This window comes from Cohnella soli, from assembly GCF_042655525.1.
In the GTDB taxonomy this organism is placed as follows: domain Bacteria; phylum Bacillota; class Bacilli; order Paenibacillales; family Paenibacillaceae; genus Cohnella; species Cohnella soli.
Genome location: NZ_JBHSMI010000052.1, coordinates 108,724 through 134,465, shown reverse-complemented (window position 1 = coordinate 134,465; position 25,742 = coordinate 108,724). Strand labels below are relative to the sequence as shown.

Below are 25,742 nucleotides of genomic sequence, written 5' to 3'. Positions count from 1 at the left end.
TTTCCCCTCCTCAGTCGACCCGGTAACGGTTCAATACAGTCTCATTTATCTCGATGCCCAATCCAGGGCGATCGACAGGCACCGTCACATATCCGTCCTTGAATTCAACTTCGCGGCTGACCAAATCGCGCGCCAATGGTGAATTCGATACGGTGTATTCAATCATGAATCCGTTCGGGATGGCAGCTGCGAAATGAGTACTCGCCGCAACGAGAATGCCTGTCTTGAATGCATGCGGCACGACTTTCTTATGACGGTCGTACGCCAAATACGCAATTCTTTTCCCTTCGGTCAAACCGCCTACTCTTGCCAGATCGGGCTGGATAATGTCCAGGTGGCCCTCGTCCAACAGTCGTTGGAACGCGAGTCTTCCGCTTTCCTGTTCGCCGCCGGCGATCGAAATTCTCGTCCGATCCGCTAATTCGCGGTATCCGGCAATATCGTTGGAATGAACCGGCTCTTCGAGCCAATATACGCCGTATTTCTCATATACTTCCGCCATGCGCAGCGCGCCTTTCAAATCCCATGCAAGCCCCGCGTCGATCATGATATCGACCTCATCTCCGACCGCTTGACGAATCGCCTTCACTTGCGCTTCGTCGAACTTCGGATCGCGGCCGATCGGCCCCCATCCGAATTTCATCGCTTTGTAGCCTTGCTTCGCGTATCGCTCCGCCATTCGCGCCGCTTCTTCGATCGTTTCAGGCATGAGCGCACTGGCATAAGCTTTCAATTTGCGATTGAAAATACCACCCATCATCTCGCATACAGGACGGTTCATCGCTTTGCCGAAAATATCCCACAGCGCAATGTCCACCCCGCTGATCGCATGCAGCGCCGGACCGGTACGTCCGAAATAGATCGTTCCCCGGTACATCTTGTCCCATAACCGTTCGATTTCGATCGGATTTTCCCCAATGAGCAAGCTGCGCAAGCCAACCGCGATGGAATGGGAAGCTCGGGCGTCAACGACGGCTTTCGCGACTAACGGGGAGGAGTCGACCTCGCCTACGCCGACGATTCCTTCGTCGGTATGAATTCGGATGACAAGCGTATCTTGCGTGCCGTCGCACTGTTCGGCGTCCAGGTCGGGCAGTCTGAGGTGGATCGCTTCAACTTCGGTAATTTTCATTTTCTCATCTCCGTTTCGGTTGGTGCTTGCAACGTTGCAAGCAAATCTTCGCGCAATGGCGTGAACGTCTCCAGTACGAGGGAATTTTCGAGCGCCAGTACGGAATGACGAGCATTGCCTGGCACACAAACTTGATCCCCCTCTGATGCAACGACTTCAACGCCGTCGATCAGCATTTGAATTTTCCCTTTCACAACAAAGCCGAGCTGTTCGTGCGGGTGCGCATGCTCGGGCCCGAAGCCGCCTTGCTTAAACTCGATCAGCATGCTCATCATCGACTCGCCCGGCGGCAATATTTTCCGGCGAATTTCCGGTGAAATTTGCTGCCACTCCCCTGCATACGACACGCTGCCGCCTCCTTAAGTTGAACCAATGATTGTAACAGGTGTGCAATTCATGCAAAAGTGCAGTTTTATTCGTCTGAATATGATGAATTCCAACTAGCGCCTGCAATAATGCAGTTTTTTATACTGGCTGAGGTGATTTAATGTGCAGTCAGATGAAAAAGATGCATTTTCGCAGGAATATGTCCCCGTACAAAGGTAAAATGGATCAAAAGCTGCACATTTGCAGTCTTGAGAAACGAAAGATCTGAACGTAGGCAAAGCCAACGTAGCTGTTTGATCAACCGCTCAAAAAGTAGTCGATAATCCTCCGTCTACCGGGATGGTCGTTCCTTGAATGTACGATGCGGCGTCGGAAGCAAGAAACGCGATCACTTCGGCGACTTCATCGACATGCCCGGCGCGGGCTTGCGGGATTTTCCTCATGCCGACGTAATAATTTTTGAACCAATCGGTCTCCAGTTCGTTTACGCCTCCGACGACCGACAGCTCCGTCTCAATGAACCCCGGGGCGACACCGTTCACGCGAATGCCGTGCATGGCCAGCTCGAGCGCCGTGCACCGGGTCAACTGATCAAGCGCCCCCTTGGCCGCGTTATAATGGCTTGATTGGTTTAACGCCCGATACCCGTTAATCGACGACACGTTCACGATCGCCCCATGGGTGCTGGACGCGATCATCGCATTCGCAACATATTTAGAGCACCAGTAAGACCCGTTAACGATCGTGTCGAACACCGCGCGCCACCGTTCTGTCGTCTCGTTCAGAAAATCGCTTTCATAGAACATCGCCGCATTGTTAACCAAAACGTCGATCCGTCCCGTATGCGCGACAGCCGCATCGATCATGCGCCTGACGTCATCCTCATTGGAAATGTCGGTCCGTACGAATAACGGCCTTCCTCCGATTTTCTTCAATCGCTCGACGGCTTGCGCTCCATTCGCTGCATTGCGCCCGGCGATGACGACTCTTGCCCCTTCGGCGGCGAACAGCTTGGCGGTAGCGAAACCGATACCCGTTGCGCCGCCTGTAACGATAACCGTCCGATCCTCGAAACGCTTCATGGCAGCAAAGTCCCTGTAATGTTGCGCGGGTACGCTTTTGCCCGGATGAAACCTTCCGCATAACAAACCCCGCTCTGAATGCCGCGGAAACGAGAAGTAACCTCGATCATCTCCATCGCATTGGACCCGTATTGCTCCTGGAGCCAGTCGCCGACTTGGCTGACGTGCTCAGCCAGCATCTTTTTCTTCGTCTCGAACGTCTCCGTAATGTCGACGTACTCCTCCGGCTGGAACCCAAGACCGGCAACGCTGTCCATAAAATAAACGATTGGAATTTTGTCGAGCTTGGGGCTGGCCGTAACGATATTCGGTACAGTCGTCATAATGGCCACGTCATTGGCCACCCGTCCGGTAATCGTATGATCGGGATTGTACAGGTCGTCCGGCCAATGGGTGATGACAACTTCCGCGCCGCTAGCGCGCATCGCTTCGATGAACGCGAGGCGCGTTCCTTCCGTATCGAACAAGAACTCGTCCGGATAACCCATCCAGATCAGCTCCGCGCCAATATGTTTGGCTGCTGCGATTGCCTCTTGATGTCGGATAGCAGCAATTTCTTCTTTCGGCAGTGTTGGAGATCCTACCTCTCCATTCGTCGCGATCGCAATCGTCACACGGTCGCCGCGAGCGGCATACTTCGCCAACGTTCCGCCGGCCCAGATTTCAACGTCATCCGGATGCGCGCATATTGCCAGAACATTCATAAACCATTTGCCTCCTTCTACCTATTTGAACCCATCATAAAATTAGTTGTGTTGATTGTCAACAATCGATTTCTAACAATCATCAGTTGAACGATTTTTCGGATTCCACTATAATGACCGTAATGAAAGGCAATGTTCGGAGGATGCAACAATTAGCCAAAGGAGATTAATGATGGATACTTTTCAATTCAAAAGCCAAGAAAACCTGTCCCTGCGTCAGCGGGTCATGAGCGATATTCGAAACGCGATTATTAAAGGGCACCTAAAACCGGGCGACAAGTTGAAGGAATTGGATATTTCCAAGCAAATGTCGATCAGCAGAGGGCCAATCCGGGAAGCTTTGCGCGACTTGGAAGCACTCGGGCTTGTAGTCAGTTCCCCCTACCGTGAGACGACGGTCGCAGATGTTCGTAAGGAAGAGGTGACCGAACTGCTCATTCCGATCCGGCTGAAGCTGGAACTATTCGCCTTGAAGCATAGCGTCGCCAAGCGGAACGAGGAGTTCTACGAGCACCTGGAGACGAGCGTCGCCAAAATGAAAAAATTCGCGACCGACGGAGACTTGCCCGCTTTGGTAGAGGAAGATATTTTGTTTCACGAGCTTGTGCTTGCGCTGGATGATTCTTCCTATACGCTGCAAATTTGGTCCGGCATCGTCAATCGTTTGAGGCTGCATTTTATTAAAAATACGAGCCGTTTCGATGATCTCGGAAAAGTCGCCGACGACCATGCGCAGTTATTGTCCGTACTCCGCTCGGGCGACGAACGAAAGATCGAAGCGCTTTGGACGAAGCATATTCAGGACGAGGACTGTCTGCTTTGCTTTAATTGACAGTGCGATGATTGATCTACTATCATTTACCTATCTGAGCCCACGCAGAAAGGACAAGTGCCTAGGATGAAACCGATTAAGCGGGAACTCGTGCATGAACTCGCGGCCAGAGAGCTTCAATCTTATATTATGGAGGCCGGTTTGAAAGCCGGAGAAAAGCTGCCGCCGCTCGAGGAATTGTGCGAGATGATGCAGGTCGGCAGATCGTCCATGCGCGAAGCGCTTCGTTATTTGGAAGCGCTGGATATGATCGAGATTTTGAACGGTAAGGGCATCTACGTACGCGATGTCGAGACTTATCGGCTTTATGCCAAAGTCAAAGTAGAAGATTTCGAAACGATGCTGCTTCATGTGTGCGAGGTGCGACGGGCGATCGAGGGGCAATGTGTCGAGCTCGCGGCGTCCCGGGCGACCCCCGACAATATCGCGGAGATGGATTATTGCCTCGATGAGATGAAGCGGCTGAAAGCGATCAATGGCGACAAGTCGCAAATCGATATGAAATTTCACCAAACGATCTACAAGGCTTCCGGAAATCCGGTTCTGGAGAGCGTGATCGGTTCGATGTGGGAAATGATGGAGCACTTCTGGCAGTACCCTTTCGGCAAAGCCGACATCTTCGAAGATACGTATGAATTTCACTTCACGCTGGGAGAGGCGATCAAGAACAAGGATGCCGCAAAGGCTCGAACCGAATTCAACATCCTTATGGATCTGATCGAGCAAGGAATACGTAACGCGACTGCGCAAAAGATCTAAAACGCTTTCATTTTTAGCCCTGCTCCATACGAATATACGAATTTCACACGCCATTATTAAAAAAAATCTGTCAGAAAGGCCGTTGCCTTTCTTGACAGATTTTTTTCGTCTATGTTAGTATCATGCTGTCAGATAGGTTGATAGGATGACGGGTAGACAGCTAGATTGCGCACCATTATTTTTAGGGGGAATCATTCATGTTGAACATGAAGAAAGCAGCAGGTCTCGTAACGATCCCGGTTCTTGTTTCCATGCTGGCAGCTTGCGGCGGAAACGACAGTAACAGCAATGCCGAAAAAGAAAGCGCCTCCAATGGAGGGCAAAAAGTCAAACTGACGATGATCGAGAGCTTGTCCAGCCCGAAACGCACCGAATTCCTGCAACAGTCGATTAAGGAGTTCGAAGCGCAAAATCCGAACATCACGGTTGAATTGATTACGCCTCCGCTTGAAAGCGCAGACAACAAAATCAATACGATGCTTAACGCGAAACAGACGCTCGACGTTCTCGAGGTTCGCGACGTAACGGTTAAACAATTCGTCAACAATGGCTATTTGGAAAGCCTGGACACTTATGCTTCGCAATGGCCGGACTATGGAACACTGACGCCCAATGCGCTGACGATGGCGAAAGACGTTGACAACAAAGCCTACTACATCCCGTACGGGATTTACCAGCGTCAACTGTTCTACCGGAAAGATCTCTTCGCCGAGAAAGGATTGGAAGTGCCGAAAACTTGGGAAGAGCTTTACGAAGTTGGCAAGAAGCTGACCGACCCTGCGAAAAACAAATACGGCTACTCTTTCCGCGGCGGCGCAGGCGGCGAACAGTACATCACGCAAATCGTGCAAGATTACAACGGCAGCAACGTCAATCCGAAAGATTCGGTCTTCAACAATGACGGATCGAGCATTTTCTCGACGCCAGGCGCGGTCGATGCATTGGAAATGTACAAGAAGATCTTTAAAGAGGTCTCCCCTCCCGACTCGGCGAACTGGGCGTTCGCCGAACAGGTTCAAGGGTTTACGAGCGGCACGACGGCTATGCTGATCCAGGATCCGGACACGATTGATACGGTCGCCACCAGCCTGGATGCAAGCCAATGGGGAACGGCACCGTTGCCGACCGGCCCTAGCGGCGTCTCCCACTTCGTGCTAGGTGCAGCCGGATGGGGAATGACGCAATATTCCGAGCACAAAGAAGAAGCTTGGAAATTGATCGCCTTCTTGTCCTCGCCTGAACAAAACTTGAAATTCGCGAAGACATCCGGTGTCATCCCGATTCATACGACAGCGGCCGACGACGAATTTTTCAAAACCGGCGCCTACGCACCTTATATCGAGATGGGCAAACAACCGGAGAAATATGTCGGAGTCAAACCGTTCACCAACTATCAAGGTTATGCCGTCTATAAGAAGGATGGCACGGAAAAAGGGCAAGCGTTCCTCTTCGGTCGCACTTCCGCAGCCGACTTCGCCAAAGCTTTCGATGAGTTCTGGAAGAAGGAAAAAGCGAACGCCAAAGGCTAATTAGCACCTTCGCCCCCGACAATCATAACGTTACGCGGATGAGCAGAGCTTCGGCGCTGCTCATCCGTCCTTTTGTCCCCCGACTCTACTTGGAGGTGAACCTCGATGTCAACGCAAATTGCCAAGAGCAACTCGTCCCGCAAGCCGGTGTCCGCGTTATGGTTCATCGCAGGCTGCCTGGCCCCGGCCATCTTGCTGGTTATTGGGTTCACGTATTATCCGATGCTCCGCGGCATCGTGATGGCCTTTCAGAATTATACGCTGTTTGATTTGACGAACGTGCACTATATCGGCTTCGACAATTTCAAAGAAGTGCTGAAGAGCGATAGCTTCATGCTCGCTTTGAAGAACAGCCTCTATTGGGTCGTCGTGTCGTTGGTGCTCCAATTCGTCCTCGGATTCGGCATCGCTCTGTTGCTCCGCAGGCAGTTTTTCGGCAGAGGCGTTTATCAGGGGATGATCTTCTTCCCTTGGGCGATGTCCGGCTTCCTGATCGGTCTCATCTGGCGCTGGCTGTTCAACGGTCAGATCGGCGTCATTAACGACTTGCTCTTGAAGATCGGTCTGATCGACTCTCCGATTGCTTTCCTCTCCTCGCCTTCATGGGGGATGTTCGCCGTGATCGTCGCCAACGTCTGGTACGGCATCGCTTTCTTCGCAATTATGCTGCTGGCAGCGTTGCAGTCCGTCCCAGAAGAAATTTACGAGGCGGCAGAAGTCGACGGCACTAACCGGCTGCAGAAACTGTTCCTGATTACGGTTCCGTACATCATGCCGACGATTTTGACGACAGTCATGCTTCGGGTCATCTGGATTATGAACTTCCCCGATATCATCTACTCGATGACCAACGGAGGCCCTGCGGGCAGTACGCACATTCTCGCAACGTTTATGATGGACAAGATTCTTTTCGGCGGCGAGTACGGCAAAGCGGCAGCGGTTGGCATCATCATGATGCTGCTTCTCGTGCTGTTCATGTTCTTCTACTTCGCCGCCTCTAAACAGGAGAAGGCAGGTGATTTCTGATGGTGAAAAAACGATCGATCGGAGAGCATCTCGTCCGGATTCTCGTTATGGCGGTGCATCTTGTTGTCGTAGTGTTCCCGCTATACTGGATGCTCATTACGTCGCTAAAGCCGAAGAAAGACATTTTTAGCTTGCCGATTCACTACTGGCCGAAAACAATTACGTTCCAAAACTACGAGAATATATTCAAAATTACGAAGTTCCATATTTACATTATGAACAGCGTGATCGTCTCCCTCGGAGCTGCGCTAGTCGTGCTGGCTGTCTCGACGCTAAGCAGCTACGTGCTTGCAAGATTCAAATTTCGCGGCAGCAATCAGGTGATGTTCTTCTTTTTCTTGACGCAAGTCATTCCGGCTTTTATCGGCTTCGCACCGCTGTATTTGATGATGTCTAAGCTGCACCTGGTCAACAGCTTGCCTGGTCTTGCGCTCGTCTACACGGTAATGGCGATTCCATTCAGTACGATTATGCTTAAAGGCTTCTTCCAGCGAGTGCCTTCCAGCCTGGAGGAAGCTGCGCAGATCGATGGCTGCTCTCGTCTCGGGGCACTCGTTCGGGTGATTTTGCCGGTCATGCTTCCTGGACTTTCGGCCACCTTTATTTTCTCCTTCGTTCAGAACTGGAATGAATTGTTCTTCTCCGTCATGGTTATCGACAGCGAGAAGTTAAAGACGATTCCGGTAGCGATGAACAGCTTCATTACGAAGTTCGACGTCGATTGGGGCTCGATGTCCGCAGCCACGGTGCTGTCGGTCATCCCGACGCTGATTCTGTTCGCGCTTTGTCAGAAACTGATCGTCCAAGGTTTGACGCAAGGCGCTGAGAAAGGTTAATTCGAAACGGACAAATACGATTCAATCAGGTGATGGAAAGTAGGATTAACAGAATGGAAAATAATCGCTTAACCGATGCGCAAACGATCGTAGCGCACGATCCCCATGACGAAAGGCATTACGGAGCGGTTACGCAACCGATCTATCAGAATAGCTTGTTCACCTTCAATTCTTACGATCGTTTCCTTGAAGCGATGCAAGATGAAATAGGCACTAGCATCTATACCCGGGGAACGAACCCCACGGTTAAGGAGCTGGAGCATCGACTCGCGAAGCTGGAAGGCGGAGAAGAAGCTCGTTGTTTTGCTTCCGGCATGGCCGCGATCTCTGCGTCCATCCTGTCCGCCGTCGGAGCAGGAGATCATATTGTTTGCGTGAACGAAGCTTATGGTCCTGCCGTTCAGTTCATGGGAACCTACTTGACCCGATTCCAAATCGAAACCACTTTCGTCGACGGTACGGATCTCGGCGCGATCGAAGCGGCCATCCGCGAAAATACAAAACTGATTTATCTGGAAAGCCCAACGAGTTTGTTCTTCAGCATTCTCGATATTCCGGCCATTGTCGGAGTCGCCAAACGAATCGGTGCGAGAACGATCATCGACAACACTTGGGCTACCCCCTGCTACCAACGGCCGCTTGAAATGGGTGTCGACCTAGTCGTGCATTCGCTGACCAAGTATATCGGCGGACATAGCGATGCGCTAGGGGGCGCCGTCATCGGGCGTTCCGAGTTCATGAAGCCTCTCATTAAAGGCGAATTCATGCTGCTAGGGGGCATTATGACACCGGCGAACGCCAATCTCATGATGCGCGGCCTTCGAACGTTGCCTCTACGGATGGAGAAGTATCAACAGCAAGGTCTGGAAGTTGCATCATGGCTGGAGAAACATCCGCGCGTGACCAAAATGAACCATCCGGGACTGCCCTCGCACCCACATTACGAGTTGGCGGCGAAGCTTATGTCGGGCACCGGCAGTTTGTTTTCCTTTGAGACAACTGTTCCGATCGAAACGATGCGTCGTTGGGCGGAGCGGCTTCGCTATTTTCGAATCGGGGTCAGTTGGGGAGGCTACGAGAGCCTCGTTACGGTACATCCGGTACCGAGGAGCCGTCCAGGTCCAGCAAGGACGCTCGTTCGTTTGTACATCGGACTCGAAAGCGTGGACGATATCATTCTCGACCTACAGGAAGCATTCGCGGGGATCGAAGCCTAGCGGGTACGTAAAAAGAGAGCGTGATCGATGGATGTCGATCGCACTCTCTTTATTCGTTTTCTTCTTATTTCACCTGCACGACGAACGGAACGATAAAATCTTTGCCTCCGCGTTTGAACTGACCCCAAATTTTGTAGACGCCCGCGACCGGGAATGTTGTCATGAACTCGGCGTCCGGCCCTTTTGCATCTTCCACAACAGGGTGGACGTGCAAGTAATGTTCGGCGTTCGAGTCGAGAATGACGACGTGTCCGACCGCTCCGAGCACGGGCTGCAGATCAGTAACCGGATCGCCCGATTTCTCATCCGTGATATGGAAATTCAGTTTTATTTCTTTGCCCACGACTGCGCCGTTTAGAGCAAGTTCCACTTTGACGCCTTCGGTTTCCTTCACCAGCTCAGTATCCGGCTTAATTGCGTTCGTCGCCGGTTCTTCGCCTTTCACGGTCAAACGTTCGCTCCGGGTCGTCGCGCTCCCGCCTTCGGGAATGTAGTCCGCGAACATCTTGTAAGTACCTGCTGCGGGGAATTTCGTCGTCACTTCGAACTGTCCGTCACCTTTATATTCCGGGTGAATGTGGTTAAAGAACGACAAGTCGTTGCTAACGACGATCAGATGCATTTTTTTCTCGTGGTTGAGCTTAAAAGCTTCTACCGCCGCCCCGTTCTTGTCTTGAATCGCGATCGATAGTTTCACGTCCGCCCCCGGCTTCAAGCCAGTTTCCTCCCATTTCCAGGCCGCTGTTGTCGCCGCCTCGGTTTCCCCGCTTTCCTTGCCGTCCATTGCGCCGTGCCCACCGTGGCCGCCAGCGGATTCCGATGCCATGCTGTCCTGCCCCATTGCTTCATGATCCGCTTTCTTCCCACAGCCGGCAAGCAGTGTTGCCGACAATACAAATGCCATACCTGCAAATAGTAGTTTTCTCAACTGTAGTTCCCCCACTCTATTCGAATCGATCATTTGACTTTTTTACAGCTTCACTCGTTGCAGCCTGAGCGCGTTGAGCACGACCGACACCGAGCTGAGCGCCATTGCCGCGCCGGCCAGCCAAGGCTCCAGGAAACCGCTGGCCGCGACGGGAATACCGACAACGTTATAAGCAAGCGCCCAGAACAAGTTTTGTTTAATATTGCGCATTGTTCTGCGGCTCATCCCGATCGCATCCGATATCGCGTTTAAGTCCCCCCGCATGAGCGTCACGTCCGCCGCTTCCATCGCCACGTCCGTTCCCGTGCCTACCGCCATGCCGATGTCGGCAGTCGCAAGCGCCGGGGCGTCATTGATGCCGTCTCCTACCATTGCGACGACATTGCCCGCTTGCTGAAGTTTTTTCACTTCGTTCGCTTTGCCCTCCGGCAACACTTCCGCCACCACTTCGGAGATTCCGGCTTGACGAGCGATCGCTTGCGCAGTCCGCTCATTGTCGCCTGTCATCATAACGACGCGAACACCGGAGGCAAGCAGTTTGGCGACCGCTTCTTTCGACGTTTCCTTGATCGTGTCCGCAACGGCGACCATCGCCGCATAACGCCCGTCGACCGCCGCGAGCATGGCTGTCTTGCCTTGCTGCTCCAGTTCGAACATCCGCGATTCCACCGCAGAGATATCGACGCCTCGTTCAGCCATCAGCTTACGCGTCCCCACAAGCAGTTCGCGTCCTTCCACAGTCGCTTGCACGCCGTACCCTGGAATCGCTTGGAATGCCTCCGCCTCTGGCGCGGTTACGCCTCTGGCCGCGAGACCGGAGACGATCGCCTCCGCCAGCGGATGTTCGGAGCGTCGTTCCGCCGCCGCGATTCGTGCCAGCAGTCTGCCGTCCGCGTCGTTCGCGATCTCGATGTCGGTCAGCTCCGGTTTGCCTTTCGTGACCGTTCCCGTTTTGTCGAGCACAACAACGTTAACGCGATGCGTTGCTTCCAGATGTTCGCCGCCTTTGAACAATATACCGAGTTCGGCCGAACGACCCGATCCCGCCATAATGGAAGTCGGCGTCGCTAGCCCCAGGGCGCAAGGGCAGGCGATAACGAGCACGGCGATCGCTTTCTCCAATGCACCGGAGAAGTTGCCGTTATCGACGGCGAACATCCAGACGAGGAATACAATAATCGCGATGCCGACGACGATCGGTACGAAAATGCCGGAGATGACGTCCGCGACACGCTGGATCGGCGCTTTGGAGCCTTGCGCTTCTTCGACGACACGAATGATTTGAGACAATACCGTCTCTCCGCCGACTTGCGTCGCCCGAATGCGCAGCATGCCGTTCGTATTAACCGTCGCGCCGATGACCCGATCTCCCGCTCTCTTCTCGACGGGAATGCTTTCGCCTGTGATCATCGATTCGTCGACGGACGATACGCCTTCCAATACATCTCCGTCAACCGGGATTTTCTCGCCTGGTTTGACAAGCACGATGTCGCCCGTCCGTACTTCCTCGAGCGGAATGCTGATTTCCGCGCCGTCTCTAATAACAAGCGCAGATTTCGCGCGCAAACCCATCAGGGACTTGATCGCCTCGGACGAACGTCCTTTGGCGAGCGTTTCGAACAACTTGCCGAGCAAAATCAACGTTATGAGCACGGCGCTCGTCTCGTAATAAAGCTGAACGCCAGGTTCGCCGCCGTGAGCGTGCGCGCCGATCGATTCGATCGTTAAATATAAGCTGTAGAAGTATGCCGCTGACGTCCCCAAAGCGACAAGAACATCCATGTTGGCGCTGCCGTTACGAAGCGCCTTATAGGCGCCGACATAGAATGGCCATCCGACAATAAACTGTACCGGAGTCGCAAGCGCGAGTTGGAACCACGCGTTCATGAACAGTTCCGGCACCCAAATGCCCGAAGTGAAGGAGAAGTGCCCGACCATTGCCCAGAGCAGCGGCAATGACAGCGCGGCTGACGCCACCAGTTTGATCGTATATCGACGCACCGCGCGCTTGCGCTCTTCACCGCGCTCTTCCGCGGCTCGTTCTGCTTTTTCTTCCTTCGGCCGGGCGCCGTAGCCGAGTTGCTCGACTTTACGAATCAAATCGTCTACCGATACGGCTTCCGAGCGAAATTGTACTTGCGCCGTCTCGAGCGCCAAGTTCACGGTTGCTTGCGAGACGCCGTCGAGTTTGTTCAGCCCTTTCTCGATCCGGTTCGCGCAAGCTGCGCAAGTCATGCCCGTTATGAATAAAGAAGCTTGCTCTTTTTGTTCCAGCGCTTCTGCCGAAATGCTAGTCGTCGTTGTCGCCATCTCGCTTCACCTTCGTCCTTCGAATATTGTCTGCATTTTTTAACGACCATATACTAGTGGGGGGTATATTTCAATTCCGATAAAGGGGCCATCGCGAGATGACCCCATCGCTTCGTTCGCCGTTCTCTTATACCACGTCGTATCCTTGGTCTTCGATGGCTGTTTTGATCGCATCGACCGACAAACGAGCCGCGTCGAAATCTACCGTAACCGAGCCGTTGCCAAGATCGACTTTGGCGCTCGCGCCGAGCTGTTTCAGCGCGCCTTCCACCGAATTGACGCAATGTCCGCAAGACATGCCTTCCACTTTTAACGTAAGTTGTGTCATATCTAATCCCTCCAAAGGAAATTTGTTTGTTTTTTATTTCATTAATTTGTTAACCGTTACGAGCAATTCGTCTATAACGGCCTGGTCTCCGGATTGTATACGATCGATAACGCAGCTTTTCATGTGCCCTTCGAGCAACAACCTCCCGACGCTGTTCAGCGCCGATTGTGCGGCAGCGATTTGATTCAGCACGTCGTCGCAATACGTATCTTTATCAATAAGCCCTTTGATTCCGCGAATTTGACCTTCGATGCGGTTCAAGCGGGAAATCAGGTTCGACTTCATTTTGTCCGAGTGATGGCTTTGCCTTGCGGCCTCGACTTCGCCCGTGCCCGTGCCCGTACTATCGCAATGTCCGGCTCCCGTCATGCAACCTGCGTCATCCGACATATCGTTTTCCTCCTGTTCCTTCGTCCGTTATACCCTGCCGGGGTATTTCTCACAACTCAAATATACCCCCGTCAGGTATATTTGTCAAACCTTTTTTCCGCGGAATCGTATTAATTAACCAAAAAGAGGATGTCCCCTAAGCCAATTTGCGATCTTTTGTGCCCCACGTGTTTCTCGTCCGCATCCCTCATCCGTTGTCGATCTACTCGACATTCCAAGTGATTAGCCGCGCGTGGCACCGTTATTTCGGCGAAACACGGAATTCCAAGCGATCAGTTTCAGGGTGCATTCCGCATTACGCGGACAACACCTATTCAGGTCGCCCTAAGTAGTAATGAATTTTCATACACATACGCTCGTCCGGTTGCCGATCTGCCCGATTTTGTGTGAATTCTCATCCATATATGCTCGCTCGTCCAGTTGTTAATCGTTCGACGCTCATTCGAAGCAATCGTCGGTTGTTCGTCGATTGTACCGTCGTAGAAAGGACCTCAGCCCCCACTTTGTAGAAGTGGAAATTGAGGTCCTTTCATGTGTGAATAGGGACGTTCCCCTGTTATGCAAACACTATGCGGGGACCACCGGCCACCGGAAACCGAATCTCCACGCACGTGCCTTCTCCGAGTTTGCTGCTCACATTCATTGTGCCCTTATGATTCGTAATGATTCGCTGGCTCACCATAAGGCCGAGGCCGTTTCCGGATACTTTACGTGTGAAGAACGGTTCGCCGAGGCGAGCGAGATCTTCATCGGAGATCCCTTTTCCTTCGTCGATGAACCGGAGGAGAATCGTGTCGCGCGACGGTTCTACGTCTAGTTCGATGGAGAGCGTGCCTCCATGATCCATCGCTTCGATGCTGTTTTTCATGATGTTCAGAAACACTTGCTTGAGTTGGATCGAATCGCCGATCATTTTCGGCACATCGTTGCCGAACGATGTCTCGATGACGACGTTCGATAATCCCGCCTGAGTATCGAGCAACGAAATCATGTCATGGAGCAATTGCCCTGCATCGAGCTCTTCGTAACGATGAATTTGCGGTTTGGCAAGCACGAGCAACTCGCTGACGATAAAGTTGATCCGATCCAGCTCCGACAGCATGATGTCCAGGTACTCGCCGGACAATCCGCCCTGCTGTTTGTTCAACTGCACGAATCCTCGAAGCGTCGTCAGCGGATTGCGGATCTCATGCGCGACGCCGGCCGCAAGTTGACCGATAACCGACAGCTTCTCCGTGCGTATAATGACTTCTTCGGATTGCTTACGAGCCGTAATATTACGACATATCTCGGCAATCGCCACCACTTCATCGTTCTCGCCGCGAATGGGCGAAACGGTAATGCTGACATCGATCGGCTGTCCGTTTGTTCTCTCCCGCACGGTCTCGAAGTCGGCGACGGAATCACCGCGCATAATGATGTCCCGGAGAGCGGCGTACTCTTCAGCACGGCTCTCTGGCACGTGTCCGAGCGGGCGATTCATCGCCTCTTGCCGATTCCATCCGAACATCGCTTCGAAGGCGTTATTCGCCTGTATGACTATCCCGTCCAGATCCGTTACGACGATCGCATCCGACGTATTGGTGACGAACGATTCCAAATATTCTTTCGTGCTTCTCAGTTCCTCGGCGGACGCTTTTAATCGGCCCATATACGATTGCAAATTGTCCGCCATGACATTCACGCTCTCGGACAACATGCCGAGTTCATCTCGACTGCGAATCTCGATCGGACTGCCGAACCTGCCTCCGGCCATCGCGTTGACGCTATCCAGAATCGAACGGAGCGGCCGAATAAGAAATCCGGACAACACATAACTAGCGAACCACGACACGACGACAAGGCCAAGCGAGATGGAAGCATGTAACCATAACTGATCGATCAGGCTCGCCCGAACCGTTCCGTAATCGAAGCTGATGCCGACGACAAGCGGCTTCTCTCCGCCGATCGGCACGAAACTTCTCATCACTTCTTTGCCGCGGATCGTCGTTTTCGTAATTTCAGCTTTGCCTGTAGCAGCGGCTCGACGGACAAGCTCGACATCCTCCGCCTCGTTTTTAAGTTCGTATACCCCGAAAGGTACCGCTCGCACGTCGAGATTATGTACAGCGACTCCTTTTTTGATTTTCACGATTTCCGGCTTGCCGAAAAACTCCGGATCGATTCCGGCAATCTCGATAATATCCTCGTTATCCTGAAGCAGCCGGCGAATCAGCGCTTCCGTCCCTGCGTTATTCTCATAATCAAGGAACACTTGCGCGTTCACGTATGGATTGATCATGTAATCAGTCGTGCCGTCGTAATAATTGCCCCATTTGTTTATATGCGTCGGATCGGAAGTCGCGTATTGGTAAGGTCCCGACCAATAATGGGGCAGCTTCAACCCTTGGGACACTGTTACTTTTTTCAAATCAAACAATTCGTTATATGCAGTATACCAGTAATCCCATGTCTTCGATCCTATGCCGACCTCGTTCGGATCGGACGATTTCTTGACGACGATATCGTCGGCGGTACGCTGCCATAAAGAGATATGGTCGACGCCGAGCTTCTTGCTGAGCTTTGCCAGTTGCTCATTGGAGACATGGTCGACATGCGGGTCGAGCTCCCCCTGTGCCGCGAGCGCAACCGCGCGCAGCTTCTCTCCAAGCGTCTCTTCCATATAGCGCTTCGACTTCTCCGCCGCGTCAAGACTCGATCCGATCTGTTTGGCAATCGTCTGCATTTGCTTCTCGGCATTGTCGCGCAAGCCCGATTGGGAGGAATAATAATAGATCGAAATATTCAATCCTAATATAAGAGTCACAAAAATCGAAATGAGAAGGGATAGTTTGGCTTTGATCGTCACAAGAATAGCCCCCGGGTTGCACAATGTTGTCTCTGCTCCTATTCAAATTAGACACGCCCAACCAATATCCTCTTTTCAACGGTTATGCTCTGACATCAAGCGTCGCTTATTTTCTGGAAATCCTTCTTCATAATTGATTTGACGAGGCCCGGCCACTTGGAGTTCGCAGGACAGTATTTGCCGGCGATCTTCTCGATCGTCGTATACCCTTTGTCCACATAACTCGCGGATAATAGTTGTCCGAATTTCCGAACGCTGTCCCCTTTCGTCTCGAATGCGTACGCTTTATTGTGGGCGTCCCCCGTGATCGCGTTTAATCCGAATAGATTGTTTTTCTTCTTGGCGAGTTTGCTTCTGCCATTGCCGCTTTCCAGCTTCATGACGGCGATCGTGAACAATGCGTTAATGCCGTACTTCTCTTCGACTTCCAGCACCGTCTGCTCCAGCCCATGACCAGCCAGTGCGGTCCCCTCAAATATCGTCTCAATGTCTGCTTCGCTTAAGCCGGAATCGCTCTCGACTTTCGACGTCGGCCGATTCGGAGCGTCATCTCTGGCTTGGGCTGTTTCGGAGTCGGCTGAATTCACGAGCGCTTGCGCTGCACCTGCAACGGCGCCTTGCTGCATGGGCATTGCAGGTTGCGCCGACTCCATTGGGGATATCGGTTCGGCGTACCCGCCGTGCACGAACCCTCCTTCTTTTAAAGCGAGCCATTCATTCGACTTCTCGACGTCGACCTCAAGCTTAGTCCCCTTCTTGACGACCTTCAGCACTTCGGACGACGAGTTTGCGCTAGCCCTGACATTTAAGTAAAAAGCCGTAACCACATATGTACGATGCGAAGGCGACTGCGAACGCGACTGAGACTGCATTTGCGATTGCGGAGACGGAGACAGTGTCGGAGAAGCGGCGACGGATGAAAGCCTCACTTCTTCTTTCGCGTTTTTAGGAATGTCTGCAGACTGAGCGACGTTGGACGAAGATGCGGCAGGAGCGACAGCTTCGCGTTCGGATAGTGCCGGAACGTCTTGCGGAGAACTTATAATTGCGATAGATGGAAGGGGTTGGACAGTTCGGGGAGCGGCATATGCGGAAGTGGCCATATCCGCCGGATGGGCTCTCACGCCAAGGTTGACAAACAGTGCCAGGACGAGCCCGTAGAAGAGCGATGAACGAAATGATTGACTACGCATAACGACACCTCTTTCCGGAAATGGTGAAGTGACTCGCAATAACGTTGGTATGATTGTACATATATGCGAGCGAGAAGCTTGTCATTCTTTCGTTGAAGAAAAGTTGTGTTTTTGTCGATATGGGCAGAGTGAACATTAATATTTTCTCATTTTGCGCCCGACAGACGCGGAAGAGGTTGTTTTATAATAGAAGAAAGAGCGTATAGGCATGGCAAGTCGCCAAATCTATTCGCTCTTTTGACTTGCATTTCCGCTTATAATCAACGATGATAGACGAACGTGCGTTTGCATGCCGAGTAATAGGCTACACCTAGCCATCATCCATTTGTTCGAACATCCAGAAACCGGAGGACATTAACCATGAAAGGTTCTACGCATCTTGCCATCGGAGGCGCTATCGGGATCGCCGCTATGTTGTATTATCCGTTCTCGCCGACCGGCGCGCTCACTTACATGTCGGTTGCCTGCTTATCCGCGCTCAGCCCGGATTTGGACGGTCCGAATCTGATCAATGGAAAGCTGCGGATCAATCGATTGTCCAAACTACTGCGCGAAACGGCTATATGGGGAGGATTGGTTGCAGCGCTAGCCTGCGGGTATTTCTACGTATTCCAGGAGAAGGCGTATCCGGAACAGGGGATTGTGTCAGTGGCCATCTTCCTGCTCGGCCTCATCGCCAAGGAAGGGGCGATCCGCAACGCGCTCGTCAGCTTGATCGGAGCCGCACTGCTCTATGCTGGCGTGTCCGAAAGCGCAAACTGGTTAATCGGCCTCGGCGTATACATCGCCATCGCTCCTTGGCTTGCCCACCGCGGCATGACGCATACCCTTTGGGCGCTCGCGGCTTGGGGAGCAATCGGCGCAGGACTTGAATCCGATCTCGGTACGGAAGGCGTTATGACTGTTGCACTCGCCGGATACGCTTCACACCTGATCGCGGATACGCTTACGCCGAGCGGCGTCAAATGGTTGTACCCGATACTGAAAACAACTTTTAAGCTGCGACTTTAAACGAAACAGGGGCAGTCCAATAAGATCGCTAATACGACCTTATTGAACTGCCCCTCGTCTTGATCGACTTTTCCTCCCCGTTTAACCCTTGACGCTCCCTAATACGATCCCGCTCATGAAATACCTCTGCAGGAACGGGTATACGAGCAAAATCGGCAAAGCGCCTATAAAAATTTGTGCCGCCTTGTTCGTTCGGTTGGATACCTCGAGGAAAGTTTGCGTGTCTTGAAGAGTAACCATTTTTTCCAACCCTTGCTGAACGACGACGGTCTGAAGATAACTTTGCAACGGATAATGCTCCGTCCTGTTCATCAGAATAATGCCGTCGAACCAGCTATTCCAGTGCCCTACGGAGGAAAACAAAATCAATGTGGCAATCGCCGGCATAGACAGCGGAACGTATATTTTCCACAAGGTATACCAATGACTGGCACCGTCGATAAAGGCCGCCTCTTCGATCTCCTTGGGCAAATTCCGAAAAAAATTAAGCAAGAGAATGACGCTGAATACAGGAACGGCCCCGGGCAATATCAGCGCGAAAATAGTATCGATCAGCCCGGTCATTTTGATGACCATGTACCAAGGAATCAATCCGCCCCCGAAAAGAATGGTCGTCATGAAGAAGACGATATACGCTTTGCGGAACGACAGCATTCTTCCATCTTTGGAAAGAGGATAGGCGATCATAATAATCAAGAGCAAATCGATCGGCACGCCGAGCAACACTCTTTCGAATGAAACGATCATCGATCGGATGAATTCCGGTTTGTTAGCGACAAACTCGTAAGCTTTGAACGTGAAGTCGACAGGCCACAGCGTAACGTAACCCGCGGCCGCCGCCGTACCGCCGCTGAACGAAATGGCCAACACGTGAACCATCGGAAGCAGGCATAGCAAAGCAAAAACAATAAGAACCGTATAATTGATAACCGGAAAAACCATTCCTCCAATTGAAGTATTAGGCTTCATAGGTTTCCTCCAAAGGATCATAAAACTTTATATCCCGCGTATTTATCGGCCAATTTGTAAGATACCAGTATCAAGATGACGGAAACGACGGATTTGAACAGGCCGACGGCCGAGGCAATGCTATACTGGTTGTCGATCAAGCCCATCCGGTAAACCATCGTATCGATAATGTCTCCGGTACTGTATACGAGCGGGTTATATAGATTAAACACTTGGTCGAACCCCGCGTTCAAAATGCCGCCGAGGCTCAATACGGTCATGAGAATGACGATAGGAATGATTCCGGGCAAAGTGATGTGCCAAGTTTGCCTCCAGCGGCTAGCTCCATCCACGATCGCCGCTTCGTATAAGGTCGGATCGATTCCCGTCAATGCGGCGAGATAAATAATCGTTCCGAACCCGGCTTCCTTCCACACATGCGTCACGACCAGCAAATAAGGAAACAGCTTCTCGTTGCCCAGGAAAAATACAGGTTTGATGCTAAATACGCCGAGCGCTTGATTGACAATGCCGCCAGAAGGAGACAAAATGTCGATCAGAATGCCTGCAAGGAGAACCCAAGATAAAAAGTAGGGAAGATAAATAATCGTTTGGATGCCTCTTTTGACATACTTGGCCCGCAATTCGTTCAGCAGAAGCGCCAAGCAGACGGGCACGATCAAACTGGCGACGATCTTCATCAGGGCAATGAATATCGTGTTCCAGAACACTTGACGAACATCGGGAATTTGCAAAACAAACTCGAAGTTATCGAGTCCGATCCATTTCGAACGGAAGAACCCTTTGGTCACGTTAAATCTTTCGAATGCCATGACCATTCCGACCATCGGACCGTAGCTGAAAATAAGCAGCAGGATAATCCCCGGCACCATCATCAGGTGCAGCGGCGATTCGTGGACCCACTTTTTCCACTTTGATCTGTTTGCCTCCATGCCGATTCCTCCGTTGTCGAATTGCCTATCGGTTGAGGAAAAAGGAAGTCAGTCGCGCCAACTCCCTTTCCCCTCTGCGCCCGAGAACGTTATTTCGACTTATACCATTCGTTAACTTCCTTCGTGATCTGATCGCCGCCCAGCTTTTTCCACTGCTCAACGAACTTATCGAATTCATCGATCGGCGCTTTTCCCATAATGATCTTGAGGAACGTTTCGTTCTGAATTTTGGTCAGCGTTGCGCCTTTATCCGCTTGGGTTTGCGTCGGTGCACCATAGTACTCGTTAAATATCCACTGGTTGTTTTTGTCCACTTGCTCCAGAATCGATTGCGAACCCCCTGGTCCGAATACGGCCGCGTACCCCCACGCCTTGACATCTCCGCCTTGATAAGCGAGCGTCTTGTCGTAGTTGGATTTGTCGGTCGTATTCAGTTGCGAAGGATCTTTGCTTTGTAACGCCGCTTGTACGGCCTGGTAACTTTCGAGATTCTGTTTCGGCTTCCATACGCGGAACATGGACATCTTGAAAAGTTCTTTGCCTTCGAGGTTCGTACCGTATTTATTGTTGTCGGCTTTCGGGCCGATCGTGTTCTCTACCCATTCGTTAACCATTTTCATCAGCGCTTCGGGATGGTCGAAATTTTTGTTGACGACATGGTAGGTTCCAACAGGGGACGCGACCAAAGACAATACAGGCTTATCATCCGCAGGGACAAGCGGGATCGCGATCCAGTCTCCGGGATCCTTGTCGTTCTCTTTGCTCGAATTCAGCGGCCATATCGAGTTCCACATCGCACCGAAAGCGATGCCTGTTTTGCCTGCGGTCGTCGACTCGGCGACTTTCGTGCCGTCTTTCACGCCGAATTCGCGATCGATCAGATTTTTCTTGTACATGTCCTGCAGCACGGCGAGCGCCGTCTTGACTTCGGGTTGGATCGTGCCGTAGACCAGATTACCCGAGGCATCTTTGATCCATCCGCCTGGATAAGCATGATAAGCATAGAAGATTGGAGCGATGTCTGCCCAGCCGGTAACTCCTCCGCTTACTGCATCTTTATTGATCGCAAAGCCGAGCGTATCGGGTTTTCCGTTGCCGTCGGGATCTTCCGTGACGAACGCTTCAGCCGTTTTGATCAATTCGTCCATTGTCTGTGGGATCGGTAAACCGAGTTTTTTTAACCAATCGTTACGGATCCAGATCATTTCGACATTGTCCAGCATCGATTGCGTCTCGGGAATCGCCATCAGTTTACCGTTGAATTTGGCTGTACCGAGCATCAAGCCGCCATCGCCTTCGATTACGCTTTTCGTTAGAGGTGTGGCATACTTCTCGTATACGTCTGTCAAATCGGCGATGGCGTCATTCTCGAGCAACAACTTGAGATTTTTAATATCGACATCAAATACATCAGGCAAGTCGTCAGAAGCGATGGCTACGCCAAACTTTTGCGCATATTGGTCTCCTGGAACGACCCAATTGTATTTAATCTTGATGCCCAGATCATCCAAATACGCTTTCGTCCACACGTTATTGTCGATCGTTTCGCCTTCGTCATATTTATAGTTGGTGCCCAGATCCGGTCTAATGCTTGTTACCGTAATAGGCGGATCGAATTTGGCCATCGGATTGAAATTTTCGGAATTTTCCGAATTTTGGGTAGACGCCGAAGCGCCGGATGGCGGATTTGAGGATCCGGATGCATTATCGTTTTGTTTATTGTTCGAAGAACTACATGCGGCGACCGTTAAAATCAAGGAAGATACAAGTGCGAAAGAAACAATCTTTAAGTAAATGCGTTGTTTCATGTCAACCCTCCATTATCTAATTCGGTTTGAGCGAGGCCTCTGGATTCATTATAAACAGCGAATGAAAGCGTTTTATATATGACAATCTTTACTTTTGAGCGTTCTATTTACTTCATGATGAATGAATCGCGGTACTCCTGAGGCGTCATTCCCGTCGATTTTTTGAAAAACTTGGCGAAATAGGCAGGTGAATCGAAGCCGACCTGTAAGGCGACTTCGTGAATTTTTAAGCTTGTCCCCGCCAGAAGTTCCTTCGCTTTGTTTAGCCTGGCCAGGTGAATGTGATCTGAGATGTTCGTGCCTGTAATCTGCTTAAACAATCGCGACAAGTACGACGGGTTGAAGTAGGTCAGCTCGCCCAGCTTGACCAGTGAAATATCGTCCGACAAATGCTCGTTAATATATTGCTGTACGAGCACGATGATGTCCCGTTCCCGCATTTCCTGGTCGCGTTCCTGTAACGTAAAGACGTCGTCCGCAATCCGGCCCAAATAGTCGGCGGCATCCGCCCAATTATCGAACTCGTCGATACGGCTCAGCTTGCTCAGGCTTGCATGGAACCCCCGCTTCTCCGTCAGCCCTCTGCGATTGATATACGACAGCAACTTCAACGATAAGGAGAGATAGATTTCCAACGCGGGAATGTCGTGCATGCTGGGTATGCCTGCAAGAAATTCCGCGATGTCTGCGTAGATTTCGAAAAAATCTTGCTTCTGCCCCCGCTCCAAACAGTTCTCCAGCCTGTCGATCTTATTCGGATAGGTGCGCAAGCTTACATTCACCCGGTTTGAGTCAGGCCCTTGCCGATCTGCGGTGTCGGCATCGTTCTCCGTCATGACGATTCCGCTCTTGGAACCGATGCGATCGTTCAGCAGCTGCTTTAAGCCGTAATATTTCTCCGATACCGTCTCCCAGCCGATCGATTCCTTGGCGATCGCGAACGACATGCTGACGTGTAGCGATTCCGCACACGCCCTCTGCGCAGTCTCCAGCATCTCCTTAATAAACAAGCCGGTCTTATCCCATGGCGACAAGGGATCGGCAGGCTGAATAAACCACACGGAATACGATTCTTCATGCACGATAAACGCGGAAGAGACGTTCTCGAACCAGTACTCTTCCACGATGTTCTTCACGGTATAGACAAGACGGGTTCGCTCGGCCTGGGCAAGCTTCTTGGACTGGTTATCCATCGTTCCGAGCAGCATTAATACGGGAAGATCGGCATTTAATGAAATCTCCAGCTCAACCAGATGCCGCTGCTTCACCGGAAGGGCGGATTTCTCGCCCCGAAGCAGCGTCGCCAAATATTCTTTCTGGAGCAGCGGAAGCGCCTTGCTCGCTTGTTGTCTGGCCCTGCTGAGCAATTCCGTGTTCCGGTAACGGTTCTCAATCTCGCTAATCGCTTTTTCCACCGTATGGATAATTTCCGTATCGTTTTCCGTTTTCAGCAAATAACTGACGCCTTCGTGTTTGATGGCCGCGTACACGTAATCGAAATGGTCGTATCCGGTCAGGAAGACGACTTTGCAATCGGGCCACCTGGTCTTGATGTTCTCGAGGAGCTGGATTCCGTTCATCCCCGGCATATGGATATCCGTCAGGACGATGTCGATTTTCGTTCGATTCAGCCAGCCCAAAGCTTGCTCCCCCGTATAAGCCTTGTAGAGATCGAGTTCTAGATGCGACAGTCCCCCGAAAAGTCTGTACAACCAATCGACGATCATCTGTTCGTCATCCACGATCAATAATCTATACATCGTACCGCTCCTTCAATTCGTGATTTGTCAGGCGCACTTCGAATCGGATGACAACCTTTAGCCCTCCCAGAACGCTCCTGGAAAATTGCAATCCGCTGTCGTTGCCAAATTTGTACTGAAGTCTTCTGTGTATATTTTTGATACCGGTCGTTTCCACCACATCGATTTGATCTTTCCCGTCGACAGATTTCTGCAGTTCCTCCAGCTCCTGGTCGTTCAGAGCGTTGCCGTTATCTTCGACGACTACGTTCAAAGCTTGATCTTCCTCCCTGAACGATACGCTTAAGATGCCGCCTCCGGCCATATTCTCGAGACTGTGCTCGAGCGCGTTCTCGATGATAGGCTGGATGATCAGACGAGGCACCCTGATGTTCTTATAACTCTCCGGAGTCTCCTCGAATTCAATATGCATTCTGCTTGCATGACGCATGCTCAATATTTCCGCGTAAATGCGCGCATGCTCGATTTCGCTGCCTAACGCCACCTCGTCGGCCCCGCTCCGCGTGATGAACTTGAGATACTGTCCGAGCTGTTGCGAGAAACGCGCCGCGTTCTCGTGATCTTCATCGATGACCATCCGATGCAAAATAAAGTAGCTGTTGTAGAGGAAGTGCGGAACAATCTGCGTCTGAAGCTGCTTCAACTGCGCGTTCTGCGCAAAAATTTTCTGCTTGTACTCCTGTTCGATTAACGTGCCGAATTTATCGACCATCTTATTGAAAGCATCGTACAAATATTTGAATTCATTATCGGATTTATGAGAAATGGAGATGTTCAAATCGCCCTTCTCCATCTTGCGGAACGATTTCACGAGCAGCGATAACGGTTTGTAAATCAACCGGTAGGTCGAGAAAGAATAGATAAGAATGAGTAGAACAGCCGTTGCCGTAAAAATCCAAAACCAGTTCGAGTATTTCCGGAACGCTTTCAGCACTTCATTTTCCGGAACGAATTTGGACAACGCGATCCCCAAATAATCGGACTTTGTATAGATCGCCCAGTACGATTTGCCATTGATTTCAATACTCCCGGAGCCGCTTCTCGCGGTCGCGACAGCAGCCTTCACGTAATCTGCGACTATGGCGTTTTCTTGGACGTTGCTCGTGCTGTTCAATACGAAATGATTGCGGAGATCGATGAGCAATGCTCCTCCGTCGTTGTAGTTATTAAACTGCTTTATCGCACCTTCGAGCGCACGCAAGTCCAGTTCCACGGATAGGATGTATGCCGGCTTCTTATTGCTTACGGAATCGGCCGGGAAGTTGGAGAGATTGGAAATGCTCAAGAAAAGCCTGTTATGCCAATAAATCGTTTGCGCATCTTTCGCATGATGGGAATTGATATCCAGCATGATCATTTCTTCCTTCGGGATGGAACTTTCGAAAGTGCTCGAAGAGACTACTCGATTCAGAGAGGGGATGTAAGCGCTTGCGTTTGTGATATAAGAACTACTGCTCGCGATGGATTTCAATTGCAGCTGCAATTGCAGGATCGTTTGCGCTTTCCCGTAGTCGTCCAGTGATTCCGGAACGAAAGCAAGCTGATGCAGATTCACGTCTTCCGTGCCGTAATAGAGAAGGAGCTTAATTCTTTGGACTTCCTTTTCCAAGTTCTCCATGTAGAAGTCGACCTGAGAGAGCATCGTATTGGAAATGTCTTGTTTTTGCGTTTGCACGGCCCATCGATAAATTTCGATGCTCAGGAAGTATAAGGGGACAATAACGAGGAGAAACGTAATGACCATTCGACCGAAAATGGACATTTTCCATATCGATCTAACTGACGCTCTAACGGGTGCCATTTCCACTTTAACTCCCTTCC

General features: G+C 51.4%; 22 protein-coding genes. 7 read left to right on the top strand and 15 right to left on the bottom strand.

Features of this window, described 5'->3' with window-relative positions:
• Positions 1-10: 10 nt before the first annotated feature.
• The 4 genes from ACFPOF_RS24690 to ACFPOF_RS24675 all read right to left on the bottom strand — a co-directional run bounded on the left by ACFPOF_RS24690 (position 11) and on the right by ACFPOF_RS24675 (position 3,245).
• Positions 11-1,132: a mandelate racemase/muconate lactonizing enzyme family protein gene (locus tag ACFPOF_RS24690; protein WP_378137697.1), complete on the bottom strand. Its 1,122-nt coding sequence runs from the start codon at positions 1,130-1,132 to the stop codon at positions 11-13.
• The gene (locus ACFPOF_RS24685) at positions 1,129-1,479 is read right to left on the bottom strand and encodes a cupin domain-containing protein (RefSeq protein WP_378137695.1); all 351 of its coding nucleotides are present in this window, start codon (positions 1,477-1,479) and stop codon (positions 1,129-1,131) included. The genes ACFPOF_RS24690 and ACFPOF_RS24685 overlap by 4 nt, the downstream gene beginning before the upstream one ends.
• A 285-nt stretch (positions 1,480-1,764) precedes the next feature.
• Complete coding sequence (locus tag ACFPOF_RS24680) at positions 1,765-2,541, bottom strand: SDR family NAD(P)-dependent oxidoreductase (protein WP_378137693.1); 777 nt, start codon at positions 2,539-2,541, stop codon at positions 1,765-1,767.
• A complete protein-coding gene (locus tag ACFPOF_RS24675; protein ID WP_378137691.1) occupies positions 2,538-3,245 on the bottom strand; it encodes a PIG-L deacetylase family protein in 708 nt (235 codons plus the stop codon). Before ACFPOF_RS24675 ends, ACFPOF_RS24680 begins: the two co-directional genes overlap by 4 nt.
• Before the next feature lie 172 nt (positions 3,246-3,417).
• Here ACFPOF_RS24675 and ACFPOF_RS24670 point away from each other — a divergent pair, with 172 nt between their 5' ends.
• The 6 genes from ACFPOF_RS24670 to ACFPOF_RS24645 all read left to right on the top strand — a co-directional run bounded on the left by ACFPOF_RS24670 (position 3,418) and on the right by ACFPOF_RS24645 (position 9,444).
• Positions 3,418-4,077 (top strand): GntR family transcriptional regulator, encoded by a 660-nt coding sequence (locus ACFPOF_RS24670; RefSeq protein WP_378137689.1) that lies wholly within the window; start codon positions 3,418-3,420, stop codon positions 4,075-4,077.
• A gap of 66 nt (positions 4,078-4,143) precedes the next feature.
• Entirely contained in the window at positions 4,144-4,836 is a 693-nt protein-coding gene (locus ACFPOF_RS24665) for a FadR/GntR family transcriptional regulator (protein WP_378137687.1), read from the top strand.
• Positions 4,837-5,033: 197 nt separating this feature from the next.
• Positions 5,034-6,365 (top strand): ABC transporter substrate-binding protein, encoded by a 1,332-nt coding sequence (locus tag ACFPOF_RS24660; protein WP_378137685.1) that lies wholly within the window; start codon positions 5,034-5,036, stop codon positions 6,363-6,365.
• 105 nt (positions 6,366-6,470) lie between these two features.
• The gene (locus ACFPOF_RS24655) at positions 6,471-7,391 is read left to right on the top strand and encodes a carbohydrate ABC transporter permease (protein ID WP_378137683.1); all 921 of its coding nucleotides are present in this window, start codon (positions 6,471-6,473) and stop codon (positions 7,389-7,391) included.
• A complete protein-coding gene (locus ACFPOF_RS24650) occupies positions 7,391-8,227 on the top strand; it encodes a carbohydrate ABC transporter permease (protein ID WP_378137681.1) in 837 nt (278 codons plus the stop codon). Before ACFPOF_RS24655 ends, ACFPOF_RS24650 begins: the two co-directional genes overlap by 1 nt.
• A gap of 53 nt (positions 8,228-8,280) precedes the next feature.
• Positions 8,281-9,444 carry a trans-sulfuration enzyme family protein gene (locus ACFPOF_RS24645; RefSeq protein WP_378137679.1) on the top strand — a complete coding sequence of 388 codons (1,164 nt, stop codon included), beginning with the start codon at positions 8,281-8,283 and terminating at the stop codon, positions 9,442-9,444.
• Between the two features lie 64 nt (positions 9,445-9,508).
• Here the strand turns inward: ACFPOF_RS24645 and ACFPOF_RS24640 are convergent, their stop codons facing one another.
• From ACFPOF_RS24640 to ACFPOF_RS24615, 6 genes are all read right to left on the bottom strand, one after another.
• Positions 9,509-10,372: a hypothetical protein gene (locus ACFPOF_RS24640; RefSeq protein WP_378137677.1), complete on the bottom strand. Its 864-nt coding sequence runs from the start codon at positions 10,370-10,372 to the stop codon at positions 9,509-9,511.
• Positions 10,373-10,414: 42 nt separating this feature from the next.
• A complete protein-coding gene (locus ACFPOF_RS24635; RefSeq protein WP_378137675.1) occupies positions 10,415-12,682 on the bottom strand; it encodes a heavy metal translocating P-type ATPase in 2,268 nt (755 codons plus the stop codon).
• A gap of 127 nt (positions 12,683-12,809) precedes the next feature.
• Complete coding sequence (locus ACFPOF_RS24630; RefSeq protein WP_378137674.1) at positions 12,810-13,010, bottom strand: copper ion binding protein; 201 nt, start codon at positions 13,008-13,010, stop codon at positions 12,810-12,812.
• A 33-nt stretch (positions 13,011-13,043) separates the two neighbouring features.
• A complete protein-coding gene (locus ACFPOF_RS24625) occupies positions 13,044-13,379 on the bottom strand; it encodes a metal-sensitive transcriptional regulator (protein WP_378138537.1) in 336 nt (111 codons plus the stop codon).
• 577 nt (positions 13,380-13,956) lie between these two features.
• Positions 13,957-16,248: an ATP-binding protein gene (locus ACFPOF_RS24620; RefSeq protein ID WP_378137672.1), complete on the bottom strand. Its 2,292-nt coding sequence runs from the start codon at positions 16,246-16,248 to the stop codon at positions 13,957-13,959.
• 95 nt (positions 16,249-16,343) lie between these two features.
• Positions 16,344-17,441, bottom strand: a complete 1,098-nt coding sequence (locus ACFPOF_RS24615; RefSeq protein WP_378137670.1) for a glucosaminidase domain-containing protein — start codon at positions 17,439-17,441, stop codon at positions 16,344-16,346.
• 360 nt (positions 17,442-17,801) lie between these two features.
• Between ACFPOF_RS24615 and ACFPOF_RS24610 the strand changes: the two genes are divergently transcribed.
• On the top strand, positions 17,802-18,452 hold the full coding sequence (locus ACFPOF_RS24610; RefSeq protein WP_378137668.1) for a metal-dependent hydrolase: 651 nt from the start codon (positions 17,802-17,804) through the stop codon (positions 18,450-18,452).
• Positions 18,453-18,533: 81 nt separating this feature from the next.
• Here the strand turns inward: ACFPOF_RS24610 and ACFPOF_RS24605 are convergent, their stop codons facing one another.
• The 5 genes from ACFPOF_RS24605 to ACFPOF_RS24585 form a co-directional block, all read right to left on the bottom strand.
• The gene (locus ACFPOF_RS24605) at positions 18,534-19,421 is read right to left on the bottom strand and encodes a carbohydrate ABC transporter permease (protein WP_378137666.1); all 888 of its coding nucleotides are present in this window, start codon (positions 19,419-19,421) and stop codon (positions 18,534-18,536) included.
• 17 nt (positions 19,422-19,438) lie between these two features.
• The gene (locus ACFPOF_RS24600; protein WP_378137664.1) at positions 19,439-20,353 is read right to left on the bottom strand and encodes an ABC transporter permease; all 915 of its coding nucleotides are present in this window, start codon (positions 20,351-20,353) and stop codon (positions 19,439-19,441) included.
• A gap of 89 nt (positions 20,354-20,442) precedes the next feature.
• Positions 20,443-22,161, bottom strand: coding sequence for an extracellular solute-binding protein (locus ACFPOF_RS24595; protein ID WP_378137662.1), 1,719 nt, complete (start codon positions 22,159-22,161; stop codon positions 20,443-20,445).
• A gap of 107 nt (positions 22,162-22,268) precedes the next feature.
• Complete coding sequence (locus ACFPOF_RS24590; RefSeq protein WP_378137660.1) at positions 22,269-23,921, bottom strand: response regulator; 1,653 nt, start codon at positions 23,919-23,921, stop codon at positions 22,269-22,271.
• Entirely contained in the window at positions 23,914-25,722 is a 1,809-nt protein-coding gene (locus tag ACFPOF_RS24585) for a sensor histidine kinase (protein WP_378137658.1), read from the bottom strand. The genes ACFPOF_RS24590 and ACFPOF_RS24585 overlap by 8 nt, the downstream gene beginning before the upstream one ends.
• Positions 25,723-25,742 lie beyond the last annotated feature (20 nt).